Consider the following 13,643-nt stretch of genomic DNA (forward strand, 5'->3'; position numbering starts at 1 on the left):
TTGATGGGTTTGGATTAAATGAAGACGACTTTAGTTTTATGAGTGATTCGTACTACTGTTATCCCATAGCATGGTATAAAGCTGAGTCATTTCTTCATGATTGGGTATTCGAGGGTTGTTGTTGGGCGAGCCTGACGCGAAGGCTTGCTCACACATCGTATCGATGAGGGCATCAAAATCCGCTTTTTGAACCCCAAATTGTGCCAATGTGGGAACATGAAGTTCATCGTTTAAGTTTTTTAAGTAATTGACCAAACTGACGTTTGCCTGATCATCTGTTTCGCTATGATCAGATATTCCTAGTGCGCGCGCGCAGTCCGCATAACGATCGGGTGCACTAGAGATGCCAAACTCGGTAATCGTTGGTAGTAGCATGGCGTTTGATAAACCATGCGGTACATGAAAAAAAGCACCAATTGGACGACTCATACCATGCACTAAGGCAACTGACGAATTACAAAACGCAATACCTGCCAAAGTAGAGCCAAGCATCATCGCTTCACGAGCTGTTTCATCTTTGCCGTTGTGATAAGCAGTTTGGATATTGGGTCCAATTAAGCGTAGAGCTGCGAGTGCCTGTTGGTCGCTATAAGCATTACGTTTTGGGCTGATATACGCTTCGATAGCATGGGTCATCGCATCGATACCTGTATCCGCGGTAGTGCGCGGCGGTACGCTGAGCGTGAGGCTATAATCGATAATGGCCGCGATGGGCATAAATCCCATACCGACACACAATAATTTTTCGTTGTTATCGTCGTCAGTGATGATGGTAAAGCGTGTGACTTCTGATCCTGTTCCAGCCGTAGTAGGTATGGCAACAATAGGTAAGCCAGTTTCATCTACTTGACGAGGGAACTTATAATCACGCATGACCCCGCCAAACTTACCTAAGATGGAAATAGCTTTAGCACTATCGATAGGACTGCCGCCACCTAAGGCAATCAGACCATCATAATCTTGCGCTTTGACTTGAGAGACGCCTGCTTCAATAGAGCTTTCGGTAGGTTCGGGTACCGTATTTGAAAACACATCAGCATTGATTTGAGCTTCTTTCAAAATAGCCTGTACATTATCGACATAGCCGAGTTTAACCATCATTTCGTCAGTGATAATCAGCGGTTTTTTTATCCCTAAGCTGGCTAGTATTGCTGGTAGCTTTTTGCAGGCATCGCGTCCAATTTCCATCGTCCTTGGGAGTAGAATACTGTGTGACATAGTTATTCATCCTTGAATTAATGACTTCAGATATAAGCTTGGTAGTAGCTCAATCCTGATACGCACTATTCACAAAAGTGGATAGTATTTAAATATTAATTTCACATAATGATAAAAATCTTATCGTTATGTGAAAAGTAACAGAATATTTTTATAATAGCAAGACGCAAAAGCGTAAATTTTATCGTTATAATAAATAAATTTATTCGCTGAGAATCAGCTAGAGGTTTAAACGAAATAATGAGTAATACTAAAAAGAAGGGCTCAAGTGTTGAGCGTGTTTTACAGATAGTAGAAGTGCTTGCTCGCTCGCAAAGACCAATGAGTGTCAGCGACCTAGCTGAAACACTAGAAGTGCCGGTGCCTAGTATGTATCGGTTATTAGATCAATTGCAGGATCTTGGATTCGTTCAGTTAGATTTACCAGGGAAGGTAACTTGCGGAAAACGCACGTATAAGCTTGCCATGAACTTACTACAAAACAGTGATTTCAAAAACGAAAGATTAGCCATACTGAATGAGCTGTCAGCAAAAATAGGAGAGACGGTAGGTATTTCGATTTTACAAGACTTAGATGTGGTTTATATCGATCGCGTTATGTCGGATTGGCCGCTACAAATATTTTTACCGTCGGGCACTCATGTTCCTGTTTGGGCTAGTGCCAGTGGTAAATTATTGTTATCACAGCTATCGGATGAGAAGTGTGGGCGCATCGTTGAGAAAATGTCGTTACACGCACTAACGACCAAAACTCAGACCGATAAGAAGCAATTAATGCAAACGATCGCTGCAACGCGTGAGACGGGAGTAGGCGTAGATAATGAGGAGTTTATTCCAGGTATGGTAGCGTGTGCAGTCATGATTCCCAATGGGGATCAACAATCATTTGCCACAGTGTTTACACATGGTCCGACAGTGAGAAAAAGTCTAGAAGAGTTGCTCAGCTATGTACCTCTTATGCAAGAGGCTGCTAATGAGCTATCAGTTATTTTCAATCAAAACTATGAATAAAGTTATTGACGATATAATAGGATGATACGTTAAGAAAAATTCTAATCTACTCTTCATTAGCTAAGATGAGTAAATTTTATAGGGCTCTCGTTAACTGGTAGTTCTTTCTCTTTGTCATGACTTGGCCTTAAAGGCGTGAAGAGGTTTCAACAGTAAAACCTAAAATAGCAACCGTATAGTAATGCTGCCAAGTAACAATAACCTCTTGTAGCGCGTGGCATACAAGGGGTTATTATTGTGTATTGTTATATATAACTGGTGCGCCCACCAAGAGTAGGTGATGGTCTTAAGAGTCTTTGATATAAAGACATTATTCAGTTTCCTAAATAGTTTTAACAACATATTTATCAACTTTATAAAGCTCTCATACTCGCTCGAATCTTGATATTATGCTTGTTTTTACTCTTTTAAATTCAAGTTTATAATGAGTCAAAGTCCTAGGTTTTTTAAATCAAATACCTGACCCACAGGTGATACTTTTTTCTTTAGTATTAAATTTTAAAAAAGTATAAGCACCACTTATATGCTCATACCCTAAACTATTATTTTCAACGACCTCTGAATACTCATCTACCTTTGGAGGTTCAAACTGCGATCTTAGTTTTACAAAATCACTATCTTTAAAAAATAGTTTTATGCGACTTCACTCGTACCCTCCCAGATGTTCGATGCTAGCAATAGAATATCCAAAAGCTATTGTATCCTTTAACTTATAAGTAGTTGCAAAACTATCCTCTTCAAACCCCAATATTAATAAAGCCACCTGACTACTTCTAAAAACAATAAGAATCCGCTAAGACATGGCAGTAGATGCCTAGTGGTTTTATTTATATATATAAAAGAAGTCCATCGCTGTGATTTTGACAACGCTTTTATTAATTATTCTATAACCTCAAAAATCATGATGTTGCTATGGTCAGTCCTAAATAAAAGAAGTACATAAATTATAATGCACTACTGGAATAAATTTTCCTTGCTTGCTGTGCCTACGCTGCTCGATGCTGCGCAAAATTTATCTCAGTAGTGCTGTATTTATTTTATAGTGGATCTACTATACCTAAGAAGTAAGGATTGCGTTATAAATTTACTTTCTCTTCATATGTGAAAATTAAGTTTTATAATCTGATTTAATCAATGTAAGTACATTCTAAGCCTTGAAGAAATAACTTTTAAACTTCACTTTTTCAAAGTTTTTCATTATTTTTCTTATCTAGGGCGGCTCGTAGCAGTCTATTTTAAATAGTCTATGAGTAGAGATAAAGGGTACAAATTGCTAGTTCAATCTGAGTATATTCAGAACTACCTTTAATAATATCTGCCACTTAATAATGGCATAAGCCCATGTATATTAAAGATATCGATAGGTTTAAATTATAAATAAAATGGCTTTTTGAGGTATAAGCATGGATGTATTTTATGGTAGAAACACGGAAAACAGAAACTAGTAAATATAGGTCATTATGCTTATATCTAAAGGGTTTAAGGTATGTTTATGGTGGTATAGGACAATATAGGAAAACAGGGATAACTAAGATTGGTGTCAAATGAGGAAGGAGATAAATATATAAGCTGTTGATAAATATAGTTTATTTTTCCAATCAAAAGTATTAAAAGGTTACTTTATGTGCTAACTTTATAGGTGAACCAAGTAGACTTAATTCTGTATTAAGAGATACTTTGAGAAATTGCTCATTTTGAGCTGAGCTGCTCTTAAAGTTATACGAGGTGATTTATGCCTGACTTCAAAGAGACAACTTCATCCTCTGTAGATAATGGTGGAACCGACAACGCACAAAGAACCGATCAGCGGCAAGGCTCTGCTCCTACGCTCTCACTTCCTAAAGGTGGCGGTGCGATTCAGAGTATTGGAGAGAAGTTTGCTACTAACCCAGTGACAGGTACAGGTTCTATGTCTGTGCCAATCGCGACCAGCCCTGGTCGCTCTGGCTTTGGTCCTCAGCTCGCTCTTTCTTATGATTCTGGCTCTGGTAATGGAGTTTATGGGTTCGGCTGGAATCTTTCATTACCGTCAATCACGCGCAAAACAGCAAAAGGCTTACCACGATACCATGACGCCGAAGAATCTGATATTTTCCTGCTCTCTGGTGCAGAAGATCTAGTACCGCTATTGGAATCAGATGGTAGGCGCTTTGAAGCATCTGTGTCAGGTTACATCATTCACAGGTACCGTCCTCGCATTGAAGGGTTGTTTGCACGCATCGAACGTTGGACTCGGCTGAGTGACGAAGATGTGCACTGGCGCTCGATATCCAAAGACAATATTTTGACCCTATATGGCAAGGATCCCAGCTCCCGAATAGCTGATCCTGAGGATGCTAGCCGTATTTTTAGCTGGCTGATCTGCGAAACTCGCGACGATAAAGGCAATGCCATTCAGTACGGGTACAAGTCAGAAGATGGAGTCGGGGTCGATTTAACCCAAGCGCACGAAAGCAATCGAGGCGATCATAATGATCCTCGACGCACAGCCAACCGTTATCTCAAACGTATTCATTACGGCAATCGGACATCGTTGTTGGATGATACAGGATTTCGGCCGCTATTTTTGAGTGAGGCACAGATTCAGAATGCTGGTTGGATGTTTGAGGTGGTTTTCGATTATGGAGAACACGATACTGACATACCCACGCCAAAAGGTATTAAGCCATGGGTCTTTCGCGACGATCCTTTCTCAACCTATCGCGCCTGCTTTGAGGTGCGCACTACGCGACTGTGTCAGCGGGTGCTAATGTTTCATCATTTTGAGGGTGAGGAGGGCGTTGGCAACGATTGTCTAGTACGGTCCACCGACTTCACCTACTCCCACGAGCACGATCCGACCAGCGCCCACAATCCTATCTATACCTTTATGCGCGCCTTTACACAAACAGGGTATAAACGCAATGGTAACAGCTACCGAAAGCGTAGCTTGCCACCGGTTGAGTTCGAATACACCCAGCCCACCGTGCAGGATACGGTAGAGGAAGTCGATTCTAAAAGTCTTGAAAATCTTCCGATGGGTCTAGATGGTACAAGCTACCAATGGACAGATCTGCACGGTGAAGGCCTCCCTGGTATTCTAGCTGAGCAAGCTAATGCTTGGTATTACAAACGCAACCTCGCGCCAATCAATGAGATTGAAGAAGACGGAACAGTCCGCATCAGAGCGAAGTTTGCGCCATTGGAAAGAGTGGCCACGAAGCCGAATCTGGCGCTGGCCAGTGGCGCGCAATTCATGGATCTCGCCGGAAACGGTCAACCGGACCTAGTGATGCTGGGTGGTCCAATGCCGGGCTTCTATGAGCACGACGTCGCTGAGAGCTGGCAACCTTTTCGGCCGTTTACATCTTGCCTTAACCGTGCCACGCATGATCCCAACCTAAAATTTATCGACCTCAACGGTGACGGTCATGCCGATGTACTTATTACTGAAGATGAGGCTTTCGTTTGGCATTCGTCGCTAGCGGAGGAGGGATTTGGTCCAGCCATGCGTGTTGCTCAAGTGCTGGATGAAAACAAAGGTCCTTGTATCGTTTTTGCCGACGGCACGCAGTCCATCTACCTTGCTGATTTGAGCGGCGATGGCCTCACAGATCTGCTACGCATCCGCAACGGCGAGGTCTGTTACTGGCCAAATCTGGGCTATTGCCGATTCGGCGCCAAGATCGCCATGGAAAATGCGCCGCACTTCGACCACCCGGATCAGTTCGATCATAAGCGTATCCGCTTGGCCGACATTGACGGCAGCGGCACCATCGACATCATCTATCTGCACCGCGACGGCGTATGTCTTTATTTCAACCAATCCGGCAACAGTTGGGGCGCGCCGCAAGTGTTGCGCATTTTTCCACGCGTCGATGAGCTTGTCAGCATCGTGCCTATCGACCTGCTCGGCAATGGCACTGCTTGCCTAGTCTGGTCCTCGCCGTTGCCTAATGACGCGGGCCGGCCCATGCGCTACGTCAATTTGATGGGTGAGCAGAAACCCCATCTGCTTATCAGGACTGTCAACAACCTCGGCGCGGAGACCCATGTTCAGTACGCGCCTTCTACAAAATTCTATCTACAAGACAAGTACGACGGCAAACCCTGGATCACCAAGCTGCCTTTCCCAGTACATGTGGTCGAAAAGGTCACAGTGACAGATAAGTGGAATAAAACCAAATTCTCCTCTACCTATAGCTACCACCACGGGTATTTCGATGGACACGAGCGAGAATTTCGAGGATTTGGTCGGGTTGAACAAATTGATGCGGAAACCTATGGGGAATTTACCGAAGGAAATATAAACAGTCCTTACATTACAGACGACCACACCCTCTACCAGCCACCAATTAAAACCGTTACCTGGTATCACACGGGCGTAATGATTGATCGCAAAAAAATACTGCAACAGTTCAAGCACGAATACTTCCCCCAGTGGCTGGAAGACAGCAACCTAGGTGAAACAAATGTATTGGGAACTTTTCAGGAAGTCGAATTACCCGAGCCAGATATTAAACAACAAAACCTGAATGCCGAGGAAATGAGAGAAGCCTTACGGTCTTGCAAAGGAATGATGTTGCGCCAGGAAGTCTACGAACTAGATGTTGATGCATTTACACGGGGAACCCATCAACCCATAAAACTCTATTCAACGGCGTATCACAATTGCCATATTCAACGCTTACAAGTAGGCGGCACAAACTTACATGCCGTGTTTTTGGTGACAGAGAGCGAAGCCATCACCTATCAATACGAACTTGATTTACAAGCAAACACACTCATTCCTGATCCTCGGATTGCTCACACCTTTAATCTCAATACCGATGAATACGGTAATGTGTTACAAGCCGTTGCCATTGTTTATCCTCGTCTTGGTGAATATCAAGATGACACGCTCGAACGAAAAACTATTCAGCTTATTCAGGATGTCCAGAAAGAAACGCATATAGTCTACAGCGAAAGTCATTTCACGAACGATATTAATATCCAGGATAACTATCGTTTGCGAGTTCCTTGTGAGGCGTTGAGTTATGAGCTCACAGGTATCAGTCCAGCAGACGAGTATTTTACCTTAGCAGAATTACAAAGCTTTAGGTTAAACCTGTATTATCAAAGTACAGGACAAGCAGTAACAGACATTGAATACCACCAATTACCTGATCGCACTCGTCCACAAAAACGAACAGTTGAACATAGCAAAACGCTCTATTTTAACGACAAGGATAGTGCTACTCGAGAGTTTTTGAAGGAACCATTACCTTTTGGGGAACAGGGCAACTTAGGTTTACCTTACGAAACCTATACCTTGGCATTAACCGATGATTTGCTCAATGCCATTTTGGCTGAAAAATTCACACCAGACATACAAGCCGAACTGGAGAATGCATCAAAAAGCGGCTATCTCAGTGGCGCTGAGTTAAGGGCTCGTTTTGCTGGTATAGACACTACCGGACAATACTGGATTCGCTCAGGTATTGCTGGCTTTTCTAATGATGTCGCCGATCATTTCTTCCTGCCCGAACGCTATATTAATGCCTTCAACCAAACCACCACACTTAACTACGATCCGCTTGATCTCTATATCAAAACAAGCACAGATCCAATTGGGAATACCGTTTCGGTTGAAAAATTCGATTATCGTGTACTCGCCCTACGTGAACTAAAAGACATCAATGATAATGTCACAGAAGTAATATTTGATGTTCTAGGGTTGCCATCAGCTACAGCAGTTAAAGGCAAAGGCGATCAGGCAGATAATCTCACTGGGTTCACCGACGAGCTGCTAAATCCTGACAAAGCAACACAGATCAAATTTTTCACCGAACCACGTTTAACCACAGAAACAATAACTGATTACCAACAACGTCAGCAGGATGAAGCAAGGCGTTTATTGGGTAATGCAACCGCGCGGCATCTTTATTATTTTGGTGAAATTGAGGTTGAGACTGGGGAAATACTGGCAGATGGCAGTAAAGCTAAAATTATTAAGTGGGGCGAACACCCAGTCTCAGCTTGCGGCATAGTACGTGAACAACATCTTGCTCAATTGGGCACGGCTGAAACCAGTCCGCTACAACTGGCTTTTGAATATTCAGATGGTGGCGGCAATGTGCTGGTCACAAAAGTACAAGCTGAACCCCAAAAAGAGGGAGAATTATTAAGCTGGATTGCCAATGGCAAAACCATTTTGAACAACAAAGGCAAACCGGTTAAACAATACGAACCCTATTTCAGTGAAATCGAAACAGCCCTCAACATTTTTGAGCCAGATCATCGTTATGAAGAACCAAAAGAGGTGGGTGTTACCCCAATCATCTATTACGATGCTGCGGGTCGTGTCATCCGTACCGAAGCACCCGATGGGTCATACAGTCGAGTCGAGTTTTCTTCTTGGCATGTTAGTCGCTACGATCAGAACGATACAATACTTGAACCAGCAAATAACTGGTATCAGCGCATGAGTACTGGCACAGACGCCGGGCAAAGGGCAGCACGTATTGCGGCTAAACATGCCGATACCCCTGCAACCACTCTCCTCGATAGTTTAGGGCGAGAAGTAGTAAGTGTGGCTTTTAATCGTAGTCCAGAAGAGTCAGCAGCCTTAGCCAATGTTCCGTTTCTCGATCGTCCTTGGCTTGATCAACACTACGTCACCTTTACCAAGCTCGATGCAGAAGGTAAACCGCTGTGGATTCAAGATGCTCGCGATAATTTGGTCATGCGGTATACCGTGCCCGCTTCGCCCAGATCAGATCCAACCATTGATTATTTTCCTGCCTACGATATTGCCGGGAATTTACTGTTTCAACACAGTATGGATGGCGGAGATCGCTGGACAATTAACGATGCCTCAGGCCAACCATTCTATGCTTGGGATAAAAATGAAAATGAATTGGGCGTATTGGAACAGCGAGTTATTCATACTACCTATGACGACTTGCGTCGTCCGCTGGAACAACGTCTAAAACTAGCGAGTGATGAGTGGACGGTCGAGCGATTTATTTATGGTGAAGGGCAGCCAGACGATAAAGACAAAAACTTACGTGGTCAGGTCTATCAACACTATGGCTCCAGTGGCCTAATGACCAATGAGACGTTTGATTTTAAAGGCAATTTGCTTGCAGCAAAACGGCGATTAACCAGCGCTTATAAAGAACGCGTCATTCATTGGCCAGAAAGTCCGCCGTCTGATTCATTTACAGCGGAAACATTTATTCAAAGTGCAAAATACGATGCACTAAACTTTATGGTGCAGTTGGAGAATTGGCATCTTCAAGAGCGAGAGCCTGCCATCTACACGCCGCAATATAACCAACGGGGCGTGCTATTAAGCGAAACCCTTACCGTAAAAGGCCAAATTACGCAAGCGATACGAAAAATTGAATACGACGCGAAAGGCCAGCGCACTTCCATAGAGTTCGGTAATAACACTAGAACACGTTATGAATATGACCCGCAAACGTTTCGGCTCATCAAGCTAGAAACCGTCAATACGATCACCTCAGATAAGTTACAAGACCTCAGCTACACCTATGACCCCGTAGGGAATATTACCGAAATAACCGATGCTGCGATTGAACCGGTGTTCTTTCGTAATCAGCAAGTAAAACCGCGAAGCCAATATATCAATGATGCGCTGTATCGATTAATCGAAGCTGAAGGGCGGGAACAATACAGTGCATCAGGTCCGACACCACAACGACCTCCGTCTGTGGCTGACATTACTTTTCCAGTCAGGGTTGAAAATGACCCCAATGCCTTACGCGATTACACCCAGCGTTATCAGTACGACAGTGTCGGTAACATCATGCAAATTAGGCATATCACCGGAGTCGCAGACGGAAGTTGGACTCGCGATTATGCTTACGCAGAAGACAGTAATCGACTACTCAGCACCTGGACAGGTGGTGATCTTACAACCGCTGTTAACTACCAATACGATACGCACGGCAGCATGTTGAATTTGAATAATGTACCGGAAGCGTTCCATCTGCACTGGGACAGGCAAGATATGATTCATAATGTCGATCTGGGCGGCGGCGGGCACGCTTGGTACAACTACGATTCAGGTAAACAGCGCACACGAAAACGCATTGAACGTATTGGCGGATTTACTGAGGAACGCTTTTATCTGGGTGGCATGGAGATCTATCGGCGGCGCAATGCGGCTGGGGAAATCAAAGAAGAAATTGAAACCTATCATCTATTTGCGGATGACCAGCGGGTGTTGATTGTTGAGGATGTGTTAGTTGCCGATAGTGGTGAGCTGCCTGAAGGTGTTTTGTTTCGTTATCAGTATGGCAATCATTTGGGGTCAGTTGGGCTGGAGCTCGATGAAAGGGCAGGCGTGATTTCTTATGAGGAATATCATCCTTATGGGACGACGGCTTATAGCGCGAAGAATAAAGATGTTAAATGCGTGGCTAATCGGTATCGATATACGGGGATGGAGCGGGATGAGGAGACTGGGTTGAGTTACCACACGGCCAGATATTATTTGCCTTGGTTGGGGAGGTGGGGGAGTGCGGATCCTATCGGAATTGGAGGGGGTTTGAATAACTATGTCTACTCCTATAGCAATCCAATAATACATACCGATGTTAAAGGAATGCAGCCATTACACGTGACAGAAAGTCAGTTGCAAAGTTTACCCTATGAGGATATGCGAAATTTCTTGGCACGGCTTCATAATCGTCAAGAAAGGAATTATGAAGAGCCAACCTCAGTAGAAAGGGCGCGAGTTATTGATGAAGTTAGAAACATGCTAATTATAAATCATTCGTATGTCATGGAAAATCCAGATGAAAACTCAGTGGTTATAGGTGCTGACTCTAGAGGAAACGGACACCTTGCTAAGAATCAACAAAATCTTGATGACAGTATTGATAGATCAAATTTTGAACGGTCGTTGGCGGCTGGAGAACTTGTAGGCGATGGTCCTTTTGCCGCTATTGGAATGACCATTGGAACATTGCAAGCTGGAAGTCAGGAGGGCATTAGAGCGGCGGAAAACCTAGCAATAAATGACACTTTTACAGCTGCTATTGGAGGAGGGTTTCTTCAGGCGAATAGTGTTGCGGCTGGCTTAAGAGAGGGTATCCGACATACAGGAGATGGATCGCTTGCGCATTCTGGATTCTTCGTTCCTGTGGCCAAAAGACCAGCCGCTCCAGTTCGATCTGCGGTTGCTGAACCAGCCGATGCTGCTCGTGCAATAGTCGAAGAGGGCCATGTAGTCTCCAGAGGAAACGCTACGGTTCACGCTACCAATTTCGAAAATGCTCAAGGAACTCGTCGCGTGGTAGGTGCAGTTGTTGGGAATAATGGTAGCGGAACTACTGGTGCGGCGATTGCGGAAACAATTGAAGCAGCGCCGCTGTCTCGGGGCCAGAACATCGTGATGCTCGCATACTCAAACCAGAACCCAGCTTACCACGCAGAGCGACTTGTCAGAATGTTCTATAGGACTCTGGAATCTAGCGGTTTCCTGCCTGTTGGTAGTTGGTCAAATAGGGGTGGCTGTAGTGGTCCATGTAGAACGAGTCAAGTTGAACAAAATACTCAATACGTTGAGGGTGCGGCCTCTAGAGTTCCGATAAAGATAATTAGGATGATCGAAGCCAATGAAGCCAGAGATTAGTGATTCTTAGATTTACGTAACCCGTAAGGCGGAACTGGCGTAAGTTGGATGAGCGAAGCGTTATCCGACATTGATGACACAAGATTGCTTGACGCGTTTGGATATGGCGGAATGCGCTATCGCTTTCCCGCCCTGCAAGAGAAATTATGTCGAATGATTTGCATTATTGGATTGAAGGAGAGTGTTATTTTTTACGGTAAATCTGCTGGAGAGAAACAGGTCGTTATTAGTTGATCATATTGAATTGTTGAGGGATTTAGTGCGTTTATGTAGACAGAAATGACCGTTTAATATCGATGTCTGGGTGGTGTTGCCGAAGCGAGTACACCCAATTTATGAAGATACTACTAAACTTTTAGTGAGCATAGAAACATCCAATTGGCGCCTTTGTTAGACAGTTCTCAACGATCGTTTGATGCGTTTGACAGGTTGAACGAATTTCTTTGAATCATTACTTATCGGAGTGACCAATGAACGCAATCTCGTTTCCACTACAACCACAAATGTCGGGGCACCCCACATTTGATCTGCAAAATGTATTGCAATTGCTGCTCGAGCGTAACCTAATGATGGCCAACGACCCTTCTAACGTCGCAGATCTGGCCACTGAACTCAAAGCAGAACAGGCTCAGCAATTTTATGGCGGCATAACAGCAAAACTGGTTGCAATATTCCAGCAGGAAAATCAGCTAACCCCGTCAGGCTCGGTGGATGAATCCACTGCTAAGGCGCTCAATACGATACTGAAGCAGTTGGGCCTTCTAGATGCGTCACAAGATGACGAAGACCTACTAGTGCGAGGCACGATAGCTCATGCCGATGGCCGTGCCGCTGCGGATCTGCCGGTACAAGTCTATGACCGCGACATGCGTTCAGAGGAATTGCTTGGTGCAACCCGGACGGATGCGAAAGGTCGCTACGAAATTCGCTACACTGCCACGCAGTTCCGACGTGCAGAGAAAGACGCGGCTGACTTGCTAGTTAAAGTCGTGGACGACAACGGCACCGTGATCGCGACTTCAGACACTGTTTTTAATGCTACGCCAGAGCAAACCATCGACATTACCCTACAGCCGAGCCAAGATTATGGCCCGTCTGAATATGAGCGCTACCTGAGCGAAATAAAACCGCTCATAGGCACAGTCGAGGGTGCCGCGCTGACCGATGACGACCTTGAGTTTCTGGCTGGCGAGACGCAGATACCATTGGAGCACCTTCGCTACCTGCGGCTAGACACCCAGTGGCAAAAATCACACGATGTTGAAGAAGCCGCGTTCTATGGTCTGCTGCGACAAGGCCTGCCAACCAATCTCCGCCATTTGCTGGCAGAAAAGCCGATGCGCTGGCGTGTAGCGCTAAAGCAGGCCATCGCGAACCATATAGTGCCCAGCAGCTTAGGCAGCCAGCTCGACGACATTATGCAGCGCCTGAGCGAGTTGGCGTTGGATAACGCTTTCAAGCAAGAAGAGGGTGACGCGGTTGCGCCGCTCGGCCTGGTGGTGGCGACCGCGGCCGGTGTGACCCGACCACAGCAAGAGCAGTTCGTGCGCATGACGCTGGAGTACGAGCCAAAGCCAAGCACCGACTTCTGGCAAAAAGTGCAGTCTGAACTGAGTGATGAGAAGGCCGTACGCGCTATACAACGTAGCCTGCAAGCTAGCGTGCTTACGTTCCACCACTTGCCGCTATTAACGCAGGTGCAGCAGGAAACCCAGGGCGACTCGGTGAAAGCTGTGGCTGGCTAGTCGGAAACAGAATGGCTGAGTGTAATAGACCGCGCGAAGGCGCA

The 13,643-nt window shown here is 45.0% G+C and carries 4 protein-coding genes; 3 read left to right on the top strand and 1 reads right to left on the bottom strand.

Features of this window, described 5'->3' with window-relative positions:
* Positions 1 to 36: 36 nt before the first annotated feature.
* Complete coding sequence (locus ACTXGH_RS07455) at positions 37 to 1,218, bottom strand: iron-containing alcohol dehydrogenase (RefSeq protein ID WP_439296609.1); 1,182 nt, start codon at positions 1,216 to 1,218, stop codon at positions 37 to 39.
* A gap of 240 nt (positions 1,219 to 1,458) precedes the next feature.
* Between ACTXGH_RS07455 and ACTXGH_RS07460 the strand changes: the two genes are divergently transcribed.
* From ACTXGH_RS07460 to ACTXGH_RS07470, 3 genes are all read left to right on the top strand, one after another.
* Complete coding sequence (locus ACTXGH_RS07460) at positions 1,459 to 2,229, top strand: IclR family transcriptional regulator (protein ID WP_439296610.1); 771 nt, start codon at positions 1,459 to 1,461, stop codon at positions 2,227 to 2,229.
* A 1,732-nt stretch (positions 2,230 to 3,961) separates the two neighbouring features.
* The gene (locus tag ACTXGH_RS07465; protein WP_439296611.1) at positions 3,962 to 11,854 is read left to right on the top strand and encodes a SpvB/TcaC N-terminal domain-containing protein; all 7,893 of its coding nucleotides are present in this window, start codon (positions 3,962 to 3,964) and stop codon (positions 11,852 to 11,854) included.
* A gap of 470 nt (positions 11,855 to 12,324) precedes the next feature.
* Positions 12,325 to 13,599, top strand: coding sequence for a hypothetical protein (locus ACTXGH_RS07470; RefSeq protein WP_439296613.1), 1,275 nt, complete (start codon positions 12,325 to 12,327; stop codon positions 13,597 to 13,599).
* Positions 13,600 to 13,643 lie beyond the last annotated feature (44 nt).

It is taken from the genome of Psychrobacter sp. 1Y10 (assembly GCF_052259005.1).
GTDB classification, from domain to species: domain Bacteria; phylum Pseudomonadota; class Gammaproteobacteria; order Pseudomonadales; family Moraxellaceae; genus Psychrobacter; species Psychrobacter saeujeotis.

Bases quoted from the DNA above. Each gene is read 5' to 3' on its own strand.
- ACTXGH_RS07455 (WP_439296609.1), bottom strand. From the start codon at position 1,218: ATGTCACACAGTATTCTACTCCCAAGGACGATGGAAATTGGACGCGAT.
- ACTXGH_RS07460 (WP_439296610.1), top strand. From the start codon at position 1,459: ATGAGTAATACTAAAAAGAAGGGCTCAAGTGTTGAGCGTGTTTTACAG.
- ACTXGH_RS07465 (WP_439296611.1), top strand. From the start codon at position 3,962: ATGCCTGACTTCAAAGAGACAACTTCATCCTCTGTAGATAATGGTGGA.
- ACTXGH_RS07470 (WP_439296613.1), top strand. From the start codon at position 12,325: ATGAACGCAATCTCGTTTCCACTACAACCACAAATGTCGGGGCACCCC.